This is a genomic window from Paenibacillus sp. J31R120, assembly GCF_056269225.1.
Genome location: NZ_JBWDNN010000008.1, coordinates 238,257 through 261,794, shown reverse-complemented (window position 1 = coordinate 261,794; position 23,538 = coordinate 238,257). Strand labels below are relative to the sequence as shown.

Sequence of the window (23,538 nt, the reverse complement as noted above, 5' to 3'; positions counted from 1 at the left end):
TATTGTCAAGTCTGGTTATTTAGCCTCAAGCATTACAGTACCGTTCAAGGGTAACAAAGACCTGAAAGCAACCATCAGGGTAAACGAACGGTATCACAGCGACTTGACCACCAATCTGGAAGTAATCCAAGGCTCAAGCTTACCTTGTTCGATTACAGTAGAGATGTACGACGATGGTTCGTACGCATTCATTATGTAACATAGACCCCTACCATACTCGGTAGGGGTTATTTTTTGTCCTAAAATGCTTATATTGTAATCGCAAGAGGGCGGAACTCCCTGAAAGTTTTCTGCTTATCTTCTGTGATACGCTAGCGTAAATCTTAGTCGTCGCAATATCTTCATGACCAAGGTACTCCTGCACAAGAGTCATATCACAGCTAGCATCCAGCCTAAAAGTAATCTTGTGCTTTCTCATGTACAACTTAATTAGAACCAAGAAGCCTTCGGTAGGGAATTTTTCTTTTTTACCGCACTTCACTGCGTCGGCAGGTAAAATTACAAGACCCCTCTCAGTTTCTACAAAATACTTGAAGAAAGACTTGCGGGTGCACAACATGCGGTTAATAGTAGACCGTGCTCTACCAAGAACATCAAGATACGCTATGTACTTTCTAATATGGAATGGCTCGATAGCTGTAACATCGGCAGGCATAGTTTCCTTTAAGGTCTCGCTGGTGGTTTTCATTGGTTAAGTCGGACAAGTTCTTATCTGTTTGCAGGTAGAGTAGGAAGGTCTCAATAAAATTCATTAAACATCTTCTCCCGTTGTTTAGCGGTAACATAAACCAAGTTTCACGGATTATGTGACTTGTTAACACAAGCAAACAGACTAGATAGAAAGGTCCGGTGATAGAAAATGGACGTAGGTGTTATGACAGCGATCATCGGTGGCGTGGTTTCGGTAGTCACGGGTGTTATCGGCTACGCAAGCGGCAAAAGCAACAACAAAATGACGGATAGAGAGCTACTGTCCAAGGATGAACAAACGTTCAGGGCTGGTCTGATTGAGCGGTTGAATTCCTATGAAGAGAAGATTGAAAAACTCAGCAATGAAGTAGTTACTCTTCGTAAGGAGAACATGGAACTTATCAGTGAGAACAGGTTGCTAAATGCCAAGGTCGAGCAACTGGTGGCACAGCTTTCTAAAAGGGGCGGTTATGATGAAGTTTATCCATAGTCCATTTTGGTTTGACGAAGACGGATTCTCTGCTAAAGCTATGAAACAGGAAGAAGCGGACGTAGGCACTGCTACTACTAGAATCTAAGAGAAAGGGGACCTGACTTAAATGGCATTCAAAATGAAATATACTATCGAGCAACGATATCTACCTATAGGTACGAAGAGACGGTCTGGCATCAAAAACCAAGGAATCGACTTTATTGTCGCACATGACTCAGGCAATGATGGTAGTACAGCGGCGGGAAACGTGAATTACTACACCAACTCTGCCAACGTAGTGAGTGCTTCAGCGCACACATTCATTGATGATAAAGCTATCATTGAGTGTGTTCCACTTACGGAGAAGGCTTGGCACGTCATGTACAACGTAACAACTGACAACGAGCTGTACGGGTTTGATTCCAATGACCACGCTATCGGTGTAGAGCTTTGTTACTCCTATAAGAAGGGTAATATGAATAACAAAGAGTCGTATAAGCGGTATGTGTGGTACATGGCTTACTTATGCTACAAGTTCAACCTGAATCCTATGAAAAGAATCTCAGGTCACAACGAACTAGACCCTAATAGAAGGACAGACCCTTATAAGAATGCCCTGAAGATTATGGGAATTACTAAAGACCAGTTCCTTAAGGATGTTGTGAAGGAGTACGCAGAATGTACCGTGGCTGAGAACCTTTACTCCGTGTATCAAGGCAACAGTAAACTTAAGGACTTTCCTGACTACGTAAGCGCAGTCGAGTACGCTCAGAAGTGGTCTAATGTAAATATCAGGAAGATTACAGACGGTTCTTGGGTCTGGTCTAATATCAAGAAAGAAAGTGAGGATGATTGCCCTATGAAGCTTGAAACTTGGCAAAAATCCATGTTAACAGATGGGCTTAATAAGCTATCCAAAATTAATGGAGTAGACGGAACCCCTCTCATTAATGACCCTGAAGGTTGGACAAAAAAGGTCAATAACGGGACTATCACAGCGGGCGAGTTGGCTATTATAAACTTTGCACTAATTTCAAGGCAGGTGATTAAATAATGGTGACATTGACAACAGTATTGACGACAGCAGTCGCCGCAGTAGGCATCTGGATATTGGTGGCGGGTATGACGGAAGCAATTACGGAAGTCCTGAAAGCGGTATTCCCGATTAAGGATAAAGCAACGTATGGAGTGTCCGTGGTTATAGGTGTAATTCTGGCAATCGCATTTGGACTCAATCCGTTTGGTTTGACAGGAGTCGCCGCATATGTATCTATGGTAGCCGCAGGTATTATGGCTTCACGTGGGGCGAACTACCTGAACGGTTTGCTGAAGAAACTAGGTATTGTCAATCTGAATAACAACAAAGAGCATCCTTAGTGGGCGCTCTTTTATTTATGTTATGAAGTAGTTACAGTCATGTGTATAAAAAACGGTTTTTGTGAACATGTTTAATTATAAAGCGCGGTCATCCATTGCCTGTAATTCGTCAACACCCTTCTCAACAAGAAACTCTTCTTATTCCCCCAAGTGTTTTTTAGTGTATTCGTCCAATTGATCGAGCCAGTTGTCTATTGCTTTTTTGGCAAGAGCGCTGCTGAAGCGTCCCAGTTCCCGTTCCCCGTGGCTTACAACCACTGTCGGGATGTACTTTATTTCTGTATGCTCAGACGGCTCATACGCAATCTTAGTGACGCTAACATGGGGTCTCTCCTGCTCGATCTTGTCAAGAGTTTTCGAGAACCTTCGGCAATATCCGCAGGAATCACTGAAGTAGAATTTAAGAGTTAAGGGCATCTTTGACATCGCTAACCACCACAAATTCAGATACATTGCTAGTGAAGCGACCAACCACTTTGCATTCCTTCAATAGAGCGCGCCAGGGGGCGTATAATTTGATTATATTCATTTGACAATCTCCTTTTTGGGATGATAAAAGATTTTTTTAGCCCCTTTCATTAGTAGTTCGTGAATGCTTCGGCCAGTGATTCAGCAGTTTGCATTTCGTCTTCGAGAACATCCATATTGACTTTGAAAGTTTCTGTCGGGGAGTAGAGTTCCACTGAGGTGATAATGTCTTACCAAGTCTCGTTAACATCGGGCACAGGTGGACTTTAGCCTTAACCAGATAAGCTCACTAAGTTGGAGCGCTAAAGGTACGCAAATGAATTATGCGCCTTGCTGTATTGCCTTCTGACGAATATAATACAACACTCTTGTCGTGTACTTGTCAGTGTCGTATCCGCACACTTCGAGAAGTTCTGTAATGTCCTCAATACGAAGAAGTTTATTACGCTCTTTGGATTCTTGAGCAATAATAGAAATCTCTCGTTCATACTTAGACGCAAGCTGTGCCTTCTCTGACTTAGTTTCGGACTCTTCATTCTCGATTTTCGTTCGGATTCTATGAAGAGTCCTGTTAATGGTCATAGGGTAGACGTTCAGACGTTCCGCAATCTGAGTGTTGTTGTTACTTGCGTCTTCCAAAACCAACCGCATAACTTTCTTCTCGAAGTCCGTGAAGATAGGGTCATCCAGAAGTTGCTGGACATAGATTCGATTGGTAACTTCCTCTTCAACTTTACGCTCGTCCTTGTCAATTACCTCGAAGTTATCCATAGCATCGTAGTGTTCAAGTTCATCGCTGAACATAGCAATTTCTCGATAACGCTCTACGGATACCTTGAGAAGTTCAGCCATCTCCCTTTCTGCGGGGCGGTATCCTAATGCGCCCTCGATCTCAACCATCTTCTTGATAAGATCAACAGCACCACGGCTAAGGCGAACGGACTGTGAGTCACTATAAAGTAGATGATTGATTTCCCAAAGTATGGGGCGCACGACATAAGTCGTAAATTTTATGCCCCTATCAAAGTCGAAGTCTCTAATTGCAGTTAGGATGCCAATACATGCATGTTGGTACAGTTCATCTTCCGTGATCCGGAACTTTGTGATAAGTTCCTCAATGCTCCCCTTGAAGTGAATAATAATCGAAAAGATAAAATCCCGATTAGCTCTCAGGAAATCACCCATGAGTTCTCTGTCATCCTTACACGCTCTAAGGAGTTCCAAGTTGTGCATGTCTTTAGTTCCGTCTTGCCTTAGATGTAGGTAATTGGCACTCAACACGGTTTACTTCACCTCGAACTTTCTTTCTTGGTGTACAGCCTTAAGAAAGTTCAATGTCTCCCCATCTACTGTGACCACGTTACCTGCGCTATTATGATTGAGAGTCTTCTTCAACTCTCCCCATTTAAGCTTAGGCTCTTGCTCTTCCACGAAGCCGTTAGCTTTCATGAACTCCTTATATGCAACCTCGTCCTTAATCTCGAAGCTGACTTGCGGCTGTGAAGATTTAAGAGTTACGTCATATGGAAGCTTGATAGAGTTAAGTTTCTTCTGAGCCTTCTCGTTAGGCGCATTGTAGTATTCAGTGAGGTGGAAACTAAGCAGCAGTCCTTCCATGTAGGCGACTTTGTCTACCAAAGGCTTAATAGATGAATCACGCCACGTATTGACTGAATTAATCTTGGTTTGCCATTTGGCAATTTCGGCATCTGCAAGGCGATTGATTTCTTTAATATCCTTGCGTGTTTCCGATAAACTGTAGGCATATCGCATAGCATCATCCATCGTCTCAATTTTCTTGGAAGCGTCAGATTCCATTGTTTCCGTAACCTCGTCATGAAGGTCTTTGTCTGTAACGTCAGGTGTAATGAAAATACTCATTAAGCCCATCTCCTTACGGTTTTAAACCGTGTTATTTACTCCATGCTCTAGTAGTCGGGGCATGCCTGAAAAAAGGTGCGGGCAAAAAGAAAAGACCCTATTACTAGGGTCTCTCTGTTACTTTAGTGGGTAGAGCTTCTTGCCTTCTTTGAGACGTTCTTTAGCAGACTCAGAAGGCTTGATAAGAATTGTACGATAAGGCTCTATAGTCATGAGTTCTCCCGTCTGAGGGTTCTTCACATGCTTCTCATTGTAATCCTTGGGTTCAAGGTTGAACGAGTTGATAAGATACACCTTGTTTCCTTGTACTAGATTCTTAAGAATATTATCCAGACCATTACGTAGCACTCGTTCCACATCTTTGATATGAACCTCTTTCAGAGATTCGTTCTGACAAGCTTCTTCCTTCAAGTGATCGAAGGTTTCCCTGATGATATCCTTCAGGAACTTATTAGCCATATAGGGCACTCCCTTCATTGTGGTGTTACCAACAATATAAGGAAGTACCCTATATGAATAACGAATGACATGGAATTACCTGCTGATTGTCTCCAAGGCTTTGTTAACTTTAGTCAGGTACTTGGTGTTGTATGTTCCTTTTGCCACGTTACCCTCGCCCTGATTGTATGCAACTATCCCTAAGTCCTCGCCAAAACGTTCTTGATTGTACGCTAGGTACTTGACGGCTATTTCTATATTGACGGAAGGATTTTTGCGGTCCCCTTTGATACCCGTGGATTTCTGCGCGGTGGGTCGCACCTGTAACAAACCCACATCATTAGCCCTACCGACCAAGTTAGGAGAGAAGTTACTTTCAACTTGCATCATGGCTAGAATCGTATAAGGGTCAACCTTATAGGACTCGCAATAACCTATGATTAGTTTAGCCCATTCTTTGGCGTTCTTCTCGGATACTTTTTGGTTTCCTTTTGAATCCTTTTGCTTCAACATATGGTCAATAAGATTTTGCTCCACTGTGCCTACCATCTCCTGTTCAGGTTCTTCTTCTAACTCAGGAGTTGGGGCGGCTGGTGTAGGCGTTACTGTCAGGTTAAATATCTTTTCGATCATATTCCCCCATAGTAGCGGATCTTGCGCCTTGAGCACACTTTCTGTCACCGTAGTCTGAGGTGGGGTGTAAATCACCTTTTCTTGCGGGGAGCAAGCAGTAATTGTCATAGCGGCAATAGCCACTGTCATAATAAGTTCTTTCAAAACGTTACCATCCTTTTTGTGCAACTAAGACGTTGGCAATAAACTCCTCGATATCAGCGTTAAACTGGTCGTCATAGTTGTTTACTAGAACGTTGTTCGTCTCAAATGATCCTGCACTACGTTCAGTATCCTTTAATAACTCTTCGTTTAATGCGTCCACGCCGTCCAACTCTGCAATCTTGCCAAGGCGCTTTTCTTCATCTGCTTCAACCTTGACGATTACTGCCCCAAGGTGCTTGAAGAAATCGTAATCAGTCGGTTGACGTAGGTCTGGGCAGATAAACCGGTGGTGTTCTCCCTTCAGGAACAATTCGATGTTCCTGCGAAGCCATACCTTAAACCAGATATTAGGGTCTTCCTTGCGTAACCCTTGATCAATCAATATAAACAGATTACGGTGCTTGCCTTCGAGCTTGCCGTAGATAGTCTTGGCAATCTCCCCAATAGGTTCAACGAGTGCCCTAATGTTGCTGGTGAGCAGTTTATACTCTCGAATGCGATTGGCTATGTGGTCTCTTCCCGAACGAGACTTTGCCGTGATTGCCACGGTGTGGTTGGATAAAGCCAGTAATGCAGGAAGTGCCCGCGCTAGTAAAAGTTGTTCACCGCCATTCAGTTCAGATACACAGGCAGATGTTACATAACTGGTTGGACGGAAGTCGTCAACTATGCCTGTAGTCAAATTGAATCCGATATAGCATGGGTATAACTCGAATTTCTCTTCAATGGGATTTACATGAGAGAATACTAGAAGGTACTCACCCTTGCTGTTTCGAAGAAGCTTACCACTGGACTTCATAACTCATTGCTCCTTTCTTTAGTCTTCTCTATATTGGTCGTAGTATGGTGGGAGAAGGGTGCGAAAAAGGAAAAGGCGGGCATTAGCCCACCTTTCTCATTCGTATATGAATGTCCTTGCACCACTCATAATCTCGCAACCAGAGAGCAATATCCATAAGGACGTAAAGTCCAATCTCATCCAGATTATCTAAGTCCCAGTGCTCTGCTTTGCGGTTCATGAGGGAATGTGCCTTCGTACCTAATTTAGCCCTGACTTTGACATGAAGTTCTTGAAGTGATACTTCTTTTCCATATATGATGGCGACAACACTGTTAGGAGCGGTCGAGACGACTCTGCCAATAAGTCCGTTCTGAGGGTGATCTTCACTCACCACTTCGATAAAGTCATCCACTTCAGGAAACATCATAAGCATAACTCCTTACGCTTTGGCGTAACCCTTTACCTTTCCGTAACGGGAAGCCGTTGCTTCTATTCTTTTTAGAAGGGGGGTTAGAAATATCTCTTCGGTAGTTCGGTGTGCAGAGGTAAAGCTAATGCAGTTCCCGTAAGTCGGAGATCATTAAACTTCACTCCCTTCAGCTTCAAGAATTTTAATAAGACTCTCGTAGGGCGGGAGATTAATAAGAGACTCTTCAAGCCAATGATGGAGCATTATACTATCTTTCTCTTCCAACTTCGCTTCCGCAATAGAACTCAAGAAGAGTGTTTTACCATTAGCCGCGAAGCTCAGCTCCTTAGCCTTCTGTGCAGGGTTGTCTACTAGACGAAGACCTGCTACGATTCTGTGGTCAATATGGGTATTTTCTGTAATCATTTGTATCACGCTCCCTTATTATTAGTAGTGGGAGTATCTATGCCGAAAGGTGCGAATGAAAAAAGAGACCCCGGGGTCTCTTAAGTCTGAGTCTTACATGCGAAGACAATAAGCAGGATATCGCCTTCCCTCGTATGAGGTCGGACATATATTTTGGTCACATAACACCCCAAAAAAGGCTCTTAAATCAAGTCCAGACATTTGAAACATGCGTCAGCTTTCTTACGAATTTCAGTGATACTTTCGTTCAGCAGAATATCGAAATTATACAAGCTTGCGTAGTTGTTTTTGAGGGCATTGAGTTCTTCTGAGATCAGACACTTACCTTCGCCTTCAAGCACGCTTTCCACATTATGACCCATGTCCGACACCGCCCTTCGAGTGCTCTTGACGACTTCGTAAAGGTCACGGAATTTTAGTTTCATTATTGTCTCGTCCTTTCAATGTGGCTTTGACGGTCGGTATAGGCATTAGAGAAACAGTCCTGAAGACACTGCCTGTTGCCCGCAATGAGATTCTGTAAACCAATGTGAGAAGTCACGTCTGCGTTCATAATTCGCTCCAAAAGGGACTCAAGCTGTGACTTGTTCCTGCGAATAACGTCAACAGCTGCGGGTGAAACGTGACGCATGGCTTGTTCCATATTCTGAATAGACTTCTCAATCATCTCTACCTGCTCTACTACGACACCAAGCGTGTAGGCATATGTTGTTGCCATTCTATCCCCTCCTAGTTATGTGCTTATAGAGTTTCCTGCTATTTCTAAACCTTTGTGTCACTTTTGAACCCCTCCGTACTATTAATAGTCGCCCCATCTACACTGGTAGGTGCGATGTGAGAAAACAGATCCGAAGGTCTCTTTAATGTTCGTCTTCGAAGGTTTCTTTCAGTTATAAGATGAAGCTTCCCAGTCGATGTACTACTAAGGTGTGGTTACTTCTTGAGGCGCTGCATGAGTCGCTTGGCTTGCTTCTCAGCGGTACGGCGTGTGGCTCTGTTGAACGCCATGAACGGCACAGACTGGTGTAGTTCATCACGTTGTATAAGACCGACCACATCAGATACCTTCAGACTAGAGCCTCGAGTCATTGCATTTTCGCGTGGCTGTTGCATACTAGAAAACTCCTTACATGGTTATTTTATAATCAGGTAAGGGAACTCTACCCGTACCATGTCTTTTGAGAGCCTCAGGATTTACTATGTGGCGAGCAGGAACATCTGCCTTTTGCCAATCACTCCTTGATGACAGCTACGTCCCGAATTAAACGGGGAAGTGGTCTAGATTGATCTAGAGAAGCACGTACAATCTTCATCACAAGTTGGTTCAAGTACAGGTTCAGTAGCTTCGTAGAAGTCCTTACCTACCACGGTGACAATCTTGTCTCCGTCATGAAGTCGAATGACAACTGTATTATCGAACGAAATGAACTGATACTCTCCGTCTTGGAGGTCTGTACCGGTGGCTTCGATTACAAGTTCTTGAATTTCCTCGTCTCGCAACTTACGCTCATTTCCGAGGTATTGAAAATCCTGCGGGAACGAAGGTGCTAGGAACGCCTCAATCTCTTGCAGAGTGGCTTCAGTCAATTGGTGCTCAAGTTCACCGACACGTTTAACCAACGTGCTGTTCGCCTTCAGTACTTCGTCATAGCGGGCGGCTTTTTCGAAAATGTCGATGATGCTAAGACCGTCCAGTTGAGGAGCAGTAGGAGCACCGAATGGAATGAAAGTGTGTTGTTTGTTCATTGTTGTTACCTCCGTTGTAAGTTGTATTTGCCTTACTCTATAGTTACCGTTCCATCCAGCACATAAGGTGCCGCAGTTTCTTTAGTGGACTCGCGTATTGTTTTCATTTCATAGTCTCCAGCCTCGTTACGGTCAAAAAAGAAGCTAGAACCGATTGCTTGTTGGTTGAAGTCTTTAGGGATGGTCATTGTGCCGCCATTCTGCTCAGTCAGGTAAGACAGCATAGCGAACGCTGCTTCGTTCTGACCTTTCAGGAACATAATTTCTTCCTGCATCTGCGAGACTTGTGCAGATTGACGAATGTCGATATTCATAGATAATTCCTCCTAGTGTTGGGTGAATAGTTTTCACTACCTGCTTCTAGTAGTGATGGCACGAGAGATGGCGAACTCAATCTTCTCCCAACGCTCGACAATTTGGTATATTTTCTTGTTCATAGTTGAGAGCCATACCAAACCTTCCTAAAGTTTTTGCTTGAACGCTTCTCCAACATCCAACAAGGCGGCTGCGGCCAATTCGTCATTCACTTTGTCACCTTCTACCTGAAAAGCTTCAGTGACGAATACATAAAGCTTGTCCATTAAGAAGAGTACTAACTTCTACGCCGTATTCTTCTTCAAGTACGGCGAGAACACATATCAGGATAGTACGGTCACGGTTCTCCATTAGAGAGACGCTCCTTTCGGCTTCTTACAGTAGTCAGCCCTTCCTCTCAAGTATTCAGAAACATTTAATAAGTCGTCATCAGCTATCCAATCATGGAATGTTGGTCGTCATGAGTTTTCCAGTAAGCCGAGACAACTTCGCCGTTACCTAGGTCTACTACGATACGAGCAATGTTTATGTCTTTGCCGTTGGCGGGCTTTTTCCTCGAAGCAGTGCTCGACTGGCACAATAGGAGTCAGTTCCCAGCCATTGCATCTACGGACAGCCGTCCAATCATTCGTTTTTCATACTCAATCATTTGGCTAACATGCTTTTTCATCGGCCTTTTCCTCCTTACTTTCAGTAGACGGGTTATCAATTAATTAGGTGGGACCTAACTAAAAAGCCCCCAGCAGGTGACGCTCGACTGCTTATACTACAGTAGTCGTGGCATCCCTACCGAGAGGTGCGATGGTTTTATGAACAAAAAAAGAGACCCTAAGGTCTCTTATGCTGTTTCTTCTATGATAAGTTTAAGATTGTATTCGCCGTCTTCTTCAATAAATCCTATAATTTGTTGCAGACGGGTTACCAAACTCTCGCCAGAGAACTGTTTGTCTATTGTAATTCTAGTACCAGAAGGGAACATCGGGACAGGAGTAAAGACTTCCACCACTTTAGTGGCGTCTGCTTCTTTAGGTTGACGTTGCATCTTAGCAGGAATCTTGTGCTTTTTGTATAGTTCGTATACTTTCCAATCTTCAACCCCAAGACCTTCGGATACTTCTTTGTTCCGATAGTGATGCCGCCAATAAGTCAGACGCTCGATCATTTCCTCTCTAGGTAACTCTAGTAATTTGTCCAACTTAATAATTGTATCGTACATGACGTACCGTCTCACCCTTCCTGTACCTCTGTATTTTCTTCGTTCGTTGCCGCTGAGTAAGTCGATGGCAGTCCTCATAGTCTTAGCCGACTCGCGTCGACCACGACTAGCGTGACTCTTACCTATCTTGTGTTTCTCTCTGGAGTCATCGAAGAGCATTTCTGTGATCTCATCCATACTCATTCTTCCTTACGCAGAGCCTTCTTGCCCCATAATAGAGTAGACTTTCCAGATAGTCAACAAAGGCTACTAGAAAGTCTGAATAATTTCTATTATAGGAAAATTAGTAACCCTTTAAACGCTTGGAATGTTTTGCAAAGACTAAAATATACACAGAAATTTTTACAATAGAAACTATTATGTTGGGTGAGAAAGTTTACCGGAATTTTTATAGTGGAGCATCTTCATGAATTGAAAATGCGCGCAATCTTAACTCTAGTCAAGTCCTCAACAGGTATCGACACGGCGTTTTCGGAATAAGATTAGGGTATTTTATAGTGTGTAACTATTAAGCCCTTATCCTCACCAACCTGCCGATGAGAGGTTCTAGCTCGTCCATGACCTCTTCAAACATAGCGGAGATGGTAGGTTTATTGCTTAATTATGCACTGTAAAATTCAGTGATTTAGCTCCCATAACTGGTATCAGGTCTTTAAGAGCTTTCGTCTGTTCTTTTGTCATTGTCTTTATCCTCCGTGTATGAGTAGTCTCTGAAGTCTTTAATATGAATCTCGATACTCTCCATCCACTCGCCTTCTTCATTAAGCATCTGCTCCACATCCATCAGGCGCATGAGGTTCTTCTTGCTAACAGGAGGTACGATTGTTTCCTCGCCTTCATCGTATCGAATCCACCATCTGCGGATCGTCTCGATGGTCAAGGTTTGATTGACAAAGTTTCCACAGTTGTTACACCAGAGAACCAATCCTTTGTCGCATTCCATCTCTTCTGGCGAAAAAGAAGACTTTCCACCACAATGAGGACACTTATTCATGAATCCAATCATCCTGTCCCCTCCAAACTGAATGGTTTTGCTCTGGTGGACTTGACAGCTATTGCTGCTTCAATACCCCTTATCCCTGAAAACTCACTGCTGTCGCCGCCTATATTCTGCATATTCAATGCTTGAGTGGCGTATCTCACTTTCTTTGGAGCTTCCAATAAGAACCTGTGCATTAGCACTTTCTTACCTTTCTCGTTAGACCTAGCCCTTGATTTCCGACCTTCCTTTATTTCCACACACCACCTACAATTTACGCTCAAGAGTTTAGGTAGGTCTTGAGTGTCGATGTGACACTCATAGACCCCTTCCCCCTCTGTAAGAAAGATAACGGTAGTATCACCGTCAATCTTAAAATCGTTTTTCATCTCGTAATTACCTCTCTATCTTGGTCGGTGCGAGATTACTTAGAGTCGCGAAGTTCTTTCTTCATGTCTTCCCAAGCCTTCTTAGCTTGAGCATTGTCTGCCTGCGCCTTTACGCCATTAACGTTTGTGCGGACGACATGACGGATGTATGAAGCCAGCAGTGTGATTCCTGCGAACACGGACGGAAGCATGGAAGCGGTAATAGATGTATGGAAGATTGTAGACAGCGCCCCTGCTACGAAGCCGCCAGCTACCCACGCAACAACGTGTCCTACTACCCAACCAATCAAGATGGCCAATAGCGGCTTCAGGATAAAACCAATAGCCAGTACTGCAAGTGCTCCTGCACCGAGACCCGCTCCAACAACGCCGATTCCTGAACCTGCTAATACTGTTCTGATTACGTTTTTCATTCTCTAATCTCTCCCTTAAAGTATTTGAAGTAATCTTGTACATCACTTAATGGCTCGTACCGAATACCATTGTCAGCGGGGTACGGCTCAGTGTGAATAATCTTTAGTTCTTGAATCTCTTTCGGGATTCCGTTAGGGAATGCCATGCAGGTCATTTTCCCACGCTCATCCCGATTGAAGTGTTTACAGAACACGCAAGGTACTGTAATGTCCATTCCTACCACTCCTCACATCTGAATCCACCATACTGCTCGTACCACTCCCATATCTTAGGGTCTATTGGAACGCCTGTAATCTTGGCGGTGAACGTTTCAGGAATCAATTCAATCGGAAACCATTTGGTTGCATAATTACACAGATTGTTTGCGATGTAAGTCGCTTCAGCATTGGTTAGAATCGTCTTCGCACCGTAGTTGTCAGGGTCAAGGTTAGAGATGTAATAGAACTGCTGTGCCCCAATATTGTGATAATGAAGCCAGTGGCCTATCTCATGAATGACCGTCCTCAGCTTATGTGGAGAGGACTTCTGCCCTGTGTCGTACTCGGACTGAGTGATTATCTCGGAGTTGTCGTAGTCGTATGTTCTACTCACTACAACCTCACCAGAAGCAGGGTTGAAGAAGCCGTTCGCCCCATTACCGTTCTTGATATTGATGGTCAGTTTGTGCTTCTGAATCATGTTAGCGAACCCGCCACAGTTATTCAAAAGCAGGGCTAACGCTTCAGTGACGTAATTAGCGGCATTAAGCTTTCTCGCAAAGTCTACTTCCACTCCTAAGTCCTTAGCCCATTTCTCTGCTTCAACAACAGAGGTAAACGGTTGCCATGTAATAGGAAGCTGTATCGTCCCACCTGCGGGCGGGTTAGGCGACTGTTCGGCTTCAGGTGGTTCTGGTGGCGGGTCTGGATAGTTACCTAGGTCGGTCGTCCCTGCCAGTACCAAGTCAGAATCACGATCAGTTAGAAAATGAAACATAAGCTCAATAGTCTTACTGCTTCCATTTGACGTGTGATACTCAAAAAAGAACTCTTTACCTGCCTTTACTAGGTGAGCCACTTGGAAGTAAAGACCTTCCTCGAAAGACTTACAGTAGATGTTCTTGGCTACCAGTTTCTCGTCGACCGTCAAGTTCCAGTAGTCTCCTTCATCCAGTGCACTGTTGCGAAAAGAGATGGCATAGAACTCCAAGTCATGGGACATACTAAACGTATCCGTTATAACACGGTCTCCCTGAGCCTTGGCAGGTATGTCCAACACCCTTCCTATAAAGTGAGGTTCTGGTTTTGTTGGATAAAAGGGCGGGTCTAGCCGCCCACCAACAACATAACTCCCAAGCATTTACCAACCACCCCACAAATTCCACTTCAACATTGCAAAAAACTTGCCGCCTACGGAGACGTGACGACTACCGTCATACTTCTCTTCTGCTACGTAGTTCGGGCCATTCCAAAGCGCGTCCATTTCGGCTTCGTCTTTAACCGTATTGCCACCCACGAGCAGTACAATTTCTTCTAATGGATAGTTCAAAGGGGCACTCTCCTTAGTGCAAAAATGGTTTGTGGTACTCAACCGAATCGCTGTCATCTCAGCAACTTGTGTCATTACCATCGTCATCTCTTCGGCAGAGGTCTTAACTTGGTAGTACCATCAAGTCTCATGCGTTGTAAGACCTCGCCTTACGTCCAACCTGCAAACGGTTAGACTGCAAGATGTTAAGAAGTTGAGCCGTTGTTACCTTGCCGCCACACTTGCCTTCAATCTCACGGGTCAGAATGTCTTGGGCGCGCTCAGGAATAGGAAGAATTGTAGTAGGCTCTTCAACTAAAATGTAGTTATAGATGCCGTCTCCCAAGTTCTCTACACGAACCTTATAACCTTGCTTATACAGTTCTTGCAGACGGGCCGCCCAGCGTTGGCAGATATCATGCATCTCGAAGTTTGCCAAGCCTTTAGCACCTGCTTTGCGAAGGGCATCCAGGATTTGCGCTTGTTTGGATACACGATTCTTGCTATCGAATTTCACTTTAGTCATGAGTTAATCACTCCTTTTTGTTGGTTGTTTGCCTACACTATTAGTAGTCAACCCATCCTCCTGAAAAGGTGCGCGCATGAAAAAGGCTAGGACACGAATGCCCTAGCCTTCTTATTGACTTGATTCTTCAGTTATCTCTACTTGCCCGAACAACAAGTCTATTGCTGAACCTGAGATATTTGAAATGTCGTAGTGTTCACCTGTGTTTTTGTGCTCAAAAACCAACACATTCTTAACGGGCGTTCCTTGGTGGTTGCCGCCAAGCCGGCAAAAGATAGGAGCGTTTACTTCGGAGAGTTTCTTATTTATGTGGGCAGGAAAGTCCGAAGTGAAATGGTCTCTGTTACTTCTGTACACCCCTGCATCCAAGACAATTGAATAAGTAATACCGTCCACAATAAAACTCATATAGTCGTTTACCCCTGCTGTCACCGTCTCTTCTACAGGCAGGTGAGTACTTCCCCACTTTCTTAAACCGTGAACCATAAGGCTATCCCCTCTCTTCTTCACTTTCAGTCTCTTCGTCTTCGTCAACATCTGCGAACATTCCGACCTCATACTCGATGCCGAACTTGGAGAGTTTCTTCTTAACCTCTTCCTCGAACACTTTTCTCCAATCAAGAGCACCTTCTGTCATAAGTCGGATTTGCTCTTGGGAGAAGTTGCCGCCCCAATACGGTGATACCTCAATGTCCGAGCGAAAACGAACTCCAACGTTATTAGGGATAACGTTAACCATCGTGTCTGTAATCGCTTTGAGGGCGGCAGGGTCAACTGTATCTGGTGCATCGAAGATTAACTCATCGTGTACCTGAAGCACAATATAAATGTCATCTTTTTCAAGCTGGGAAACGAAACCCTCACGTAACCACTCTCTGCGGTCAAAGCACTTCGTACCGTCAGGGCGGGTAGGATAGAACAGGTCGACCATTGCCTTCTTGGACTGATCAGCAGAAGAGCCTTGAATCTTGGCATTACAAGATTGACGTTTGCACTTCTCAATCTTCCAATGCCGTCCAGATCTCTTCCACATATCCTCTTGTTTAGCTTCAGCTATGCTTTCACCGAATCTACGCTTTCGTCCAAGAACCGTCTCGATGTATCCCTTGTCCATCATCTCTCTATGAGTCGTTGCTTCCCACATGAGGTAGTTAGGCATAGAGGACTTAAACCCGTCAATTAGCTCCTTGGCTTCCTCTTTACTGGACTCGATCTGGTCACTCAACCCCAGCTCAGTAATGCCGTATACCACCGTGGTATTCCTATATTTCTATAAGCACGGACTATACCTTAACAGCCGATAAGCCGTTCTTGTGCATTGAGATGCGTTCTCAATGTCACGTGAACTCGTTCTCTTGCCATAGTGACCAACCTCCGCTGTAGTGTATAACTACTTTTTTTGTTGGTACACATTATGGAATAACTGTTCCTCCCGTTGTACAGGTTCGATTGATTTACCGCTTGTACGGCAGGCGACCTGTAACAAGTCTCTACACCATCGTTCGCTATTAACTAGCGAGTTTTAGCTCGGTATTGCCGTATGGAATGTCTCTCGACAGCCAGTTAGGTTTCACCGATATGAGGGAGGTTTTACTTCGGCATGTATGTCTACCGAAGACGACAGATTTGGTCCTCTTACGAAGCAATTCAAAAAATGCCGCAAGACGTTCGATGGTTTGGCGGGAAATGTCCGTAGTGGAAACATTTTGCCCCTGCTCCTTACTGTTTAGGTAAGTGATAGAGTATACCAGTTCCTGAGAGTCAGCGTACTTATTGATGGCTACAGATACGTTAGCGGCAGTTTCTTCCTCTGACTCTCCCTTGTGGCCTCGAATCATCTCAAACATGTTGTAATCGAATCCGTGAATTTGGCACGTAACCCGACTATGCATGTCCAACCCTAACTCAAAGATATCAATAAGCGTCTGCTCTTGAGTGAAAATAGCCAACCAGCGAAGTTCCTGTTGAGAGTAGTCAGCAGATACCAGAAGTCGTCCAGCCGCCGCACGGAATGCGTAACGGATTAGATCGAATTTACTTGGGATTTGCTGAAGGTTAGGATTAGAGCAGGATACACGCCCTGTACGAACCAATTGGTTATAAGAACAGTGAATGATTCCGTCAACCGTGTTGTCAGGAAGCTTGTTACAGAAGGCATCAATCAGTTTAGATAACCCACGGTACTCTAAAATGTACTCAATAATCTTGTGGGCTACGTCCCCTACGGTCACTTTTACGTTCTTATTTCTCGTCAGCACCTTTTTGCTTGTGGAATGCTTAGGTACGTTACGTTTCAATTCTTTGTCGTAAACTATTTCAGGCTCAAGCACTTTGTGATCTGCGTACAGCTTTTGCGCTAACTGTGCTGGAGAGTCAAGGTTGAACTGTTCCACAACTTGGTACTCTTCCTTATACTTGATGCCATGCCGTTGGCGGGTATGTGTCCTAGTCAACATAATCTCTCTCCCTAGCACGGTAAAGATATCTTTCTTAAGGTCATCTAGTTTTTCCTGAAGAACCTTGCCAATGATTTCCTTGAGGAACTTGGAGTCCAGTTCTACTCCGCGGCGCTCTGCTGTGGCAAAGACAGCCAGTAGCGGCATCTCTACTTCTCTGAATAAACGGTACACGCTGCCTAGACCGTAGGAAGGGTTCTCTACTATCTGTCGTTGGTACTGGAACACCCAATGCGTCATGAACACGTCATGGCAAGCGTAATAGTTCGCCAAACGATGGGGTATACTGTCAAACGGAATCTTGTCGAACATGTTACCGAACTTAAAGGTTGGGCGGCTGAGTTCATCACGGGACAGCTTACCTTGCTCAATCAACCAAGGAAGCGCATACGAGTTGTACCATTCCTTCAAACCTTTAGGTTTGTTCTCATTTAAGAGACCGCCCATTATCATTGTGTCCCAATGAATATTGAAGGTAATGTCGATGTTAGCCCAGTTTTTCAGAACGTGAATGTCGAATTTTGCGTTCGCGATAACTATCAAATTGTCGGCTTCTAGCAAGGGTCTTAGCGCATCTGCGACTACGTCAAAAGGTAAAATTTCGACATTAATCGACATATCATGTAGATATGGACGCATAGGTATGTTAAAATACTGTTCAGACTCAAAACCTATGGAGATAGAGATTAAAGCATCACGCCAGTTGTTAAGCCCATAGGTCTCTGTATCAAGGTAAACATAAGCATCCCCTTGATACGTCATCTTATATGCTTTATAATATTTTACGAATTTTTCCAGTAGTTCAGGAGTATTAATCAAAGTGTAATTGTCAGGCATGACAATTGTGGCTTCAATATCTAAAATTTGTTGTTCTTTCTTAGTTAGTTTCTTAGCCTTTTTAGGTTTTTCTGTATTCTTTGTGCGGGTCGTTCTGGCAGACTTCTTTTCGCCCTTGGCGAGTATGTCCAGTACTTCATTGTCTTCAGACACAGTGACCCTCCCTGTTAATTGGAAATAAGGCAAGCTGTCGAGGTAGAATAGGGTTATACAGCAATGAAGGGCATTTCAGCCCCTCAGGGTCAGGTATTAAAATGGAAGTTTATGTTGTGTAGCAGGTGCTCCTTGCCGTGCTCCAACATCCCATGGTGCTTGACCGCCTTGAGGTGCTTGGTAACCTGCTTGTTGTTGAGCATAGCCGCCTTGTGGTTGGCTAACCTGAGCCCCGCCTGCAAGAGCTTGCATGAAACCTGCAATTTCAGCAGGAGAGTGCGGCGTAACTTGCGGAGTCAGGTCAGGAATGTTATCCATCAATTCTTGTGTTGGGAACTCGAGAACTAGCTTACCTGCTTCAGGGTTCAGGTTGTAGCGGCGGGCGCTGTAAGAAGTATCCGATGCACCTTTTCCAGTACGGTAAATGGTTACGAAGTCTTTAGTTGGGTCAACCTCGTCCAGATTGAAGTCAGAGTTAAGTTTTTGAACGTGGGACTTAGCGAGCGAGACGAACTTAATTTTCTTCTCAATGGCATCATAGACACGGAATTTAATGCGAAGTGCAGGGTACTTGGAAGGGTTAGCCTTACATAGTGGGCAAATATCTTTGCCTGGGCAACGTACGTATTTAGGAGTCAGCGCTGATTCGTAATGCTCACGGATACCAAGCAAGTCTTCAAACCAATCAATGAAGAGCAAAGTCATCGGCCTTCCTTCTTCAAAAGTAATGAACTCTGCGCCGCCAGAAAGAATTGCTTCGAGGCCGCGGACTATTGTGTTAGACATAATATTTTTCCTCCTAATGGGTTTTGATTTTTGAGGTTCTCTGATCACTTACTATTAGTGGTCGTTTCAACCTTCTCAGAAGGTGCGGGGTACTTTATGGGAGATTTCAGATCGTTTTCGAGGAGAACTTCCCCTCAAGATTAGTAATCGTTCTACGTAAGGAAGTTTCTAGAGCCTAGAAATCTCTTGAAAACACCATGGGAAGTCCTGAAAGTCTTGCGAAAAGGAATATCGGTATGATAAGATAAGCCTATAAACTCCCCCTGATTGTTTTCTAGGGAAAGTTGTAAAGTCAGTAGTGGCAAGATTATCAATTACGTATATCCAAGCGAAGATTAATATATAGAATCACTAGGTTAAGGGAAGTCAGAAGATTAACCCTGACAAACCTTTCTCAGCTTGCTCATGGCACGGGAAGCGTGGGACTTGTCCAACCCAAGATAGTTAGCAATCTCAGCAGGTTTCATGTCCATCCCGTCCTCTGTGAAGAGCATGTGGACAAGAATTCTACGCTGTTGCGGCGTAAACTCGTTGATATTGTTGATATAGTCGTTACGAACATCTGACAGACTGTAACCGACCTCTTCAGTAGCATAGGAGAAGTAGTCGATAGTCGAGCCTTTTTCTTCATCTGCCCCATCGCAGAAATTTACTGAGGTGCTATTCTTGGAAATCATGCGATTGTTTCTACGGTAGTAGTCATAGACAGTGCGTTGAACCACGGTATGGGAGAATGCAAACATATCTTTCTTAACGTGCCCTTTGTCAATAGCCGTGAGGATACGCAAGACAGCTTCAGACTTGACCTCGTCACGCTCATCCTGACGAACTCCTCTCAAGATAAAGTTAAAGATAGGTGTAAGGGACTCGATATTGAAGTTGGCTACTTTAGATGTTGTCATGTGAAATTCCTCCAATGGATTCATGTGTAATGAGGTGCAAAGGCTTGTACTATCAGTGGTCGTTGCATGGTTAAAAAAAGGTGCGAAAGAATCATGCTTTCGTATCTTTTTTGTGGTACAATGGGCACTGTTAGGTGAAAAGAGACCCAATCAGGTTCACGTTGTAGGTCTCTAGCTTGTCTAGCAAACTAGCTTTAAGAAGTTCATTGCTGTCTTTGGGCGCAGGAAAGCTAGGATAGCGAACACGGTTCACAATTAACCCCGCCCTATCCAATAGAATTGCGGCATCTTCCATGCCTTTTGTTCCCGCCTTGTCGTTGTCAAGCATCAAGTCAACCTCTTCAATACCAGCAAGTTGAAGTTCTCGAACCTGGTTCTTGAAAAGAATCCGACCGTTAATAGAAACGGCTGGAATTCCGACTTGATAATTTGACATACAGTCAATAGGGGATTCGACTATCCTGATTCGCCTAATTCGGTGCTCTGTGGTTCTAAGTTTGTTAATGAAATGAAGGCCGAAAACGATGTCCTTCTTTATCGCACTCCCTTCATTAATGAACTTAGCACCGTGATAGCTGTTACCAATTTTCCGTTTTTGGACAAAGCGCAGCTGACCTGTTCTTGTCCGTTGTGGAAAGACCAGCGTCTCAGTTGCGGTGTCAATACAGATTTCATAAGTTTCGAGGGTACGGTCATCGAACCCACGGGAACGCATATAGTTCATTCCTGACTGATAGAGTAGTTCGTCATGAGACCTAGACAACTTCATGGCATCAAGACTGCTCTCTTTAAGATGTGGAATCATGAACTTATTCCTGCGATTCTCTATGAAGTCAACCATATCGAACGTTCTTTGTTTTTCCTCGATGATGTAAGAAGAAAGCAAGACTTTTATGCCTTCTCCATCATCAAGATCTAGGGCGTTCTCTATCAAGGCGTCTATTGTTCCTAAATAGCCACAAAAAAAGCAGTTACAGTGATAGGGCGGCTCTTTCGAGATGCCAAAAGAAGCCCTAGATTCAGCGTGCATTGGGCAACAACTCATAACCCACTCACCTGTATCGTTAATTCCCGTAAAGGCTCTAGGATTGGATACTGACTTCGAGAGATGTTGATAAGAAAACCTGAGTTCATCTGTTAACTCTTCTAGGTCGATGTAAAGTGATTCGAGAATCTCTATATTTGGATTCTCCTTTTTGAGTTGGAACTCTATCAACTGCCTTTCCCCCTTATTAGGGTGAAACCAGAGGGTAAGACTTTCACTTCATCTTCATGCACATCAACGTGAATGTAGTACGATTGAGGGAAAAACTGCGAGTGTGCAGTTGTGTCCCTACCTGCTCTATATTCATCAAGAGAAATAGAGTTAAGGTAAAGATGTACTCTCACGGTTTGTCCTCCTTTCTTAGAAGTACTGTTCACCGATACTGTCATCCAGTACGGAGACAATACCTGTGTCAAAGTCATAGCGAATTAGGAATGACTGACCGCTTGCGTTTTCACGGTTTTTAATGACCAATATCTTGAAGGTGTTTTCGCTAACCTTCACTATAGAAATGCCCTTGGAAGCATCTTGAACGATGGAGAAAGCTTCGCCAATGTCCGTTGCATCGACGTTCTCAGTGATATCCTTTTTGATTTTCTTGAGGGCTTCGCGGTTCGCCTGTGCGACAATCATTGCTGGCTTACCCGTGTCGAGTATGAGGTCTCGAACTCCAGCAGACACATCAAATAGGCGCTGTCTAAGGTCACCGCTTCCCCGTGAGGTAATGCGTACCTTCGATAACTGGTCAAGAGTCCAACGATTGTGACCTTCGAGTTCGAGTATTCGGTGGATTTCGTCAAGCGTGTAAGGCTTGCCACCATTACTCTTTAGGTCGTAAATTACCATGTCTTTTTTCTTTTGCTTAAGGCGGTCAATAAACTCCGCATAAGCGTCTCTCTTTTCGTTAGAGAGCGTACCGCGTGTTAAAGCAAGGCGTGACACTTTGGCGAGTGTGTTGTCCCAGTTATGGGCAATCTCTGACGCTCTTTGCTCTAGGGCGAAATAGGCTGGGTAGTCATTGTCCAATGAACTATTCCATGCCGCGCTCATCATAAAGGATGATATGAGGGTTTTCCCCATGTTCGTTGGCGCGAACACTAGGAAGAAATCAACTGCCCCGTCTTGGTATTCAAGTCCGTTGGTGGCTAAATCAAGCGGCTTGAATCCTGTCGTCATCCCTATGATTTCATCTTTCGCCCTACCGTGGATTTTGTCGTAAGCATCAAACCGCGCTTGCGCGTTTCCTATGTATGAGTAACCTTGACCGCTTAAGCCGATGGATTTCAGAAAACGTTGTGCTTCCGCTTGAAGCTGTTGTATCGCCGCTGTCGTTTCCTTCTTGGCGAAAGTCGCCGAAGCTGATACGAGAATCGGCTTAAATTCTCTGTAAAGGTAGTCCTCTTTCATCGACTTGATTACGTGCTCTATGTTCTCCAACTCTACCAACTCAAAAGTGTCATATTTGTTCATGACAGTTTCTATGGTTGGTAAGTGTCCATTGATCTTTTTGAAGCCTTTGACAAACTCGAAGGCATTTTTGTGTACCTGAAAATAGTCTTCAGTAATACCAGCGTCTTCGACTACGCCCCACTCTTTGATGTTCAATAAGTGATTTAATAGTTGTAGTTCCTCGATTGCCGCCAATGTAATCCCTCCCTGTTCACTATCAGTAGTCGTGCTATCTGATAGGAAAGGTGCGAGGTTGCATCAGCGTGAATACTATGTATGATTTTGGAAGGCGCCTTCAAGTTCTGTGCCGAACCCGCATGACTAGAACACCACATCTTATGGGTTGTTCTAAACCCAATACGACATGGCATCAAACCAGATATTATGCGGATTATCCCTTTCACCGCACAAACTACCACTAAAAAAGACAATATAAAAAGACTTGATCAAATTACAAACTAAGGCTGTAATCTGACAAGTCTTTAATAGAGCAGTTCCAAAAGGTTCTCATTAATCGACAGTCATTATGATTAGAACAGTACCGACTCACCGTCTGCGTTCGGTACGTCCTTCCTAGACTTTACGAGCTTCTCTATGTTTCTGTCCAGTAAGATGCAATGATAAGAGATATCGTGCTCTGTGACGGCTCGAATGTATACGCCAAGAACCTCAACACCCGTCCCAAGCAGGGACGTCAGCCCCTTCTTGACATCTTGCTTAACGAGCTCTTCCCACCCCGTAAACACTTCTGTGGCAACGACTATATTAGCGTTTATTAGAGTCTTCTCAAGCGGTGAGAACGGGGACTTATATTTTACAAAGATCGTATCTCCACATATCCTGACTTGAGTATCGATAGAACCTTTACCGTAATACGTTTTCCTGATTGCAGATAGTGTATAGGATAAGTTTTTCTCTAGTTGTTTAACTGGCATGAATGCTCCTCCCATGGTATAAAAATGAAAGCATACCGTGGTGGATTGCACAGTTAATTATAAAATAATACCTGCACCGGCAAAGGCTTTCATTAACGCTTTGTCGTCTTATTGCTTTTTGTTTGGTTCAGTGAGAAACGTCCCGTAAATTGAAGAAATGCATAT

General features: G+C 44.1%; 31 protein-coding genes. 4 read left to right on the top strand and 27 right to left on the bottom strand.

The features are described from left to right. The 4 genes from AC0YNW_RS24285 to AC0YNW_RS24270 all read left to right on the top strand — a co-directional run. Positions 1-199 (top strand): hypothetical protein (locus AC0YNW_RS24285; protein ID WP_475834121.1); only part of this gene is annotated, 199 nt, incomplete at its 5' end. Between the two features lie 675 nt (positions 200-874). Continuing rightward, positions 875-1,180 carry a hypothetical protein gene (locus AC0YNW_RS24280; RefSeq protein WP_387477502.1) on the top strand — a complete coding sequence of 102 codons (306 nt, stop codon included), beginning with the start codon at positions 875-877 and terminating at the stop codon, positions 1,178-1,180. 109 nt (positions 1,181-1,289) lie between these two features. Then, positions 1,290-2,216, top strand: coding sequence for a peptidoglycan recognition protein family protein (locus AC0YNW_RS24275; protein WP_475834120.1), 927 nt, complete (start codon positions 1,290-1,292; stop codon positions 2,214-2,216). Beyond that, positions 2,216-2,539: a hypothetical protein gene (locus AC0YNW_RS24270; RefSeq protein ID WP_387477507.1), complete on the top strand. Its 324-nt coding sequence runs from the start codon at positions 2,216-2,218 to the stop codon at positions 2,537-2,539. Before AC0YNW_RS24275 ends, AC0YNW_RS24270 begins: the two co-directional genes overlap by 1 nt. A gap of 138 nt (positions 2,540-2,677) precedes the next feature. Here the strand turns inward: AC0YNW_RS24270 and AC0YNW_RS24265 are convergent, their stop codons facing one another. The 27 genes from AC0YNW_RS24265 to AC0YNW_RS24135 all read right to left on the bottom strand — a co-directional run bounded on the left by AC0YNW_RS24265 (position 2,678) and on the right by AC0YNW_RS24135 (position 23,373). After that, positions 2,678-2,956 carry a thioredoxin family protein gene (locus tag AC0YNW_RS24265; protein ID WP_475834129.1) on the bottom strand — a complete coding sequence of 93 codons (279 nt, stop codon included), beginning with the start codon at positions 2,954-2,956 and terminating at the stop codon, positions 2,678-2,680. A gap of 372 nt (positions 2,957-3,328) precedes the next feature. Next, on the bottom strand, positions 3,329-4,192 hold the full coding sequence (locus tag AC0YNW_RS24260) for a sigma-70 family RNA polymerase sigma factor (RefSeq protein ID WP_475834119.1): 864 nt from the start codon (positions 4,190-4,192) through the stop codon (positions 3,329-3,331). Between the two features lie 99 nt (positions 4,193-4,291). After that, positions 4,292-4,888 carry a hypothetical protein gene (locus AC0YNW_RS24255; protein WP_475834118.1) on the bottom strand — a complete coding sequence of 199 codons (597 nt, stop codon included), beginning with the start codon at positions 4,886-4,888 and terminating at the stop codon, positions 4,292-4,294. A gap of 117 nt (positions 4,889-5,005) precedes the next feature. After that, the gene (locus AC0YNW_RS24250; protein ID WP_475834117.1) at positions 5,006-5,347 is read right to left on the bottom strand and encodes an HU family DNA-binding protein; all 342 of its coding nucleotides are present in this window, start codon (positions 5,345-5,347) and stop codon (positions 5,006-5,008) included. A gap of 75 nt (positions 5,348-5,422) precedes the next feature. Continuing rightward, entirely contained in the window at positions 5,423-6,103 is a 681-nt protein-coding gene (locus AC0YNW_RS24245) for a lytic transglycosylase domain-containing protein (protein ID WP_475834116.1), read from the bottom strand. Positions 6,104-6,107: 4 nt separating this feature from the next. Continuing rightward, positions 6,108-6,902, bottom strand: a complete 795-nt coding sequence (locus tag AC0YNW_RS24240) for a hypothetical protein (protein WP_475834115.1) — start codon at positions 6,900-6,902, stop codon at positions 6,108-6,110. Between the two features lie 82 nt (positions 6,903-6,984). Beyond that, positions 6,985-7,311, bottom strand: a complete 327-nt coding sequence (locus AC0YNW_RS24235) for a hypothetical protein (protein ID WP_475834114.1) — start codon at positions 7,309-7,311, stop codon at positions 6,985-6,987. A gap of 153 nt (positions 7,312-7,464) precedes the next feature. Next, complete coding sequence (locus AC0YNW_RS24230) at positions 7,465-7,719, bottom strand: hypothetical protein (protein WP_475834113.1); 255 nt, start codon at positions 7,717-7,719, stop codon at positions 7,465-7,467. A 182-nt stretch (positions 7,720-7,901) separates the two neighbouring features. Beyond that, on the bottom strand, positions 7,902-8,144 hold the full coding sequence (locus tag AC0YNW_RS24225) for a hypothetical protein (protein ID WP_387477526.1): 243 nt from the start codon (positions 8,142-8,144) through the stop codon (positions 7,902-7,904). After that, the gene (locus AC0YNW_RS24220) at positions 8,144-8,437 is read right to left on the bottom strand and encodes a hypothetical protein (RefSeq protein WP_387477528.1); all 294 of its coding nucleotides are present in this window, start codon (positions 8,435-8,437) and stop codon (positions 8,144-8,146) included. Before AC0YNW_RS24220 ends, AC0YNW_RS24225 begins: the two co-directional genes overlap by 1 nt. A 560-nt stretch (positions 8,438-8,997) precedes the next feature. Then, a complete protein-coding gene (locus tag AC0YNW_RS24215) occupies positions 8,998-9,465 on the bottom strand; it encodes a hypothetical protein (RefSeq protein WP_475834112.1) in 468 nt (155 codons plus the stop codon). 32 nt (positions 9,466-9,497) lie between these two features. Further along, entirely contained in the window at positions 9,498-9,779 is a 282-nt protein-coding gene (locus AC0YNW_RS24210) for a hypothetical protein (RefSeq protein WP_475834111.1), read from the bottom strand. An 839-nt stretch (positions 9,780-10,618) separates the two neighbouring features. Further along, entirely contained in the window at positions 10,619-11,173 is a 555-nt protein-coding gene (locus AC0YNW_RS24205; RefSeq protein WP_475834110.1) for a hypothetical protein, read from the bottom strand. A 475-nt stretch (positions 11,174-11,648) separates the two neighbouring features. Beyond that, positions 11,649-11,990, bottom strand: coding sequence for a hypothetical protein (locus tag AC0YNW_RS24200; RefSeq protein WP_475834109.1), 342 nt, complete (start codon positions 11,988-11,990; stop codon positions 11,649-11,651). Between the two features lie 8 nt (positions 11,991-11,998). Continuing rightward, positions 11,999-12,364 carry a hypothetical protein gene (locus AC0YNW_RS24195; protein ID WP_475834108.1) on the bottom strand — a complete coding sequence of 122 codons (366 nt, stop codon included), beginning with the start codon at positions 12,362-12,364 and terminating at the stop codon, positions 11,999-12,001. A gap of 35 nt (positions 12,365-12,399) precedes the next feature. Further along, positions 12,400-12,777: a hypothetical protein gene (locus AC0YNW_RS24190; RefSeq protein ID WP_475834107.1), complete on the bottom strand. Its 378-nt coding sequence runs from the start codon at positions 12,775-12,777 to the stop codon at positions 12,400-12,402. Positions 12,778-12,994: 217 nt separating this feature from the next. Beyond that, complete coding sequence (locus AC0YNW_RS24185) at positions 12,995-14,116, bottom strand: hypothetical protein (protein ID WP_475834106.1); 1,122 nt, start codon at positions 14,114-14,116, stop codon at positions 12,995-12,997. Continuing rightward, complete coding sequence (locus AC0YNW_RS24180) at positions 14,117-14,305, bottom strand: hypothetical protein (protein WP_475834105.1); 189 nt, start codon at positions 14,303-14,305, stop codon at positions 14,117-14,119. It lies immediately after the preceding gene. 127 nt (positions 14,306-14,432) lie between these two features. Beyond that, positions 14,433-14,810, bottom strand: a complete 378-nt coding sequence (locus AC0YNW_RS24175) for a hypothetical protein (RefSeq protein WP_475834104.1) — start codon at positions 14,808-14,810, stop codon at positions 14,433-14,435. A gap of 111 nt (positions 14,811-14,921) precedes the next feature. Beyond that, complete coding sequence (locus tag AC0YNW_RS24170; RefSeq protein ID WP_475834103.1) at positions 14,922-15,296, bottom strand: hypothetical protein; 375 nt, start codon at positions 15,294-15,296, stop codon at positions 14,922-14,924. 4 nt (positions 15,297-15,300) lie between these two features. Then, positions 15,301-16,062 (bottom strand): DNA polymerase, encoded by a 762-nt coding sequence (locus AC0YNW_RS24165; protein ID WP_475834102.1) that lies wholly within the window; start codon positions 16,060-16,062, stop codon positions 15,301-15,303. 256 nt (positions 16,063-16,318) lie between these two features. After that, on the bottom strand, positions 16,319-18,256 hold the full coding sequence (locus AC0YNW_RS24160) for a DNA polymerase (RefSeq protein WP_475834101.1): 1,938 nt from the start codon (positions 18,254-18,256) through the stop codon (positions 16,319-16,321). Between the two features lie 96 nt (positions 18,257-18,352). Further along, complete coding sequence (locus tag AC0YNW_RS24155; RefSeq protein WP_475834100.1) at positions 18,353-19,042, bottom strand: hypothetical protein; 690 nt, start codon at positions 19,040-19,042, stop codon at positions 18,353-18,355. A gap of 374 nt (positions 19,043-19,416) precedes the next feature. After that, on the bottom strand, positions 19,417-19,944 hold the full coding sequence (locus AC0YNW_RS24150; RefSeq protein WP_387477562.1) for a sigma-70 family RNA polymerase sigma factor: 528 nt from the start codon (positions 19,942-19,944) through the stop codon (positions 19,417-19,419). 130 nt (positions 19,945-20,074) lie between these two features. After that, entirely contained in the window at positions 20,075-21,160 is a 1,086-nt protein-coding gene (locus tag AC0YNW_RS24145; protein ID WP_475834099.1) for a toprim domain-containing protein, read from the bottom strand. A 189-nt stretch (positions 21,161-21,349) separates the two neighbouring features. After that, on the bottom strand, positions 21,350-22,633 hold the full coding sequence (locus AC0YNW_RS24140; RefSeq protein ID WP_387477566.1) for a DnaB-like helicase C-terminal domain-containing protein: 1,284 nt from the start codon (positions 22,631-22,633) through the stop codon (positions 21,350-21,352). Between the two features lie 335 nt (positions 22,634-22,968). After that, on the bottom strand, positions 22,969-23,373 hold the full coding sequence (locus tag AC0YNW_RS24135; RefSeq protein ID WP_387477569.1) for a Na-translocating system protein MpsC family protein: 405 nt from the start codon (positions 23,371-23,373) through the stop codon (positions 22,969-22,971). Positions 23,374-23,538: the final 165 nt, after the last annotated feature.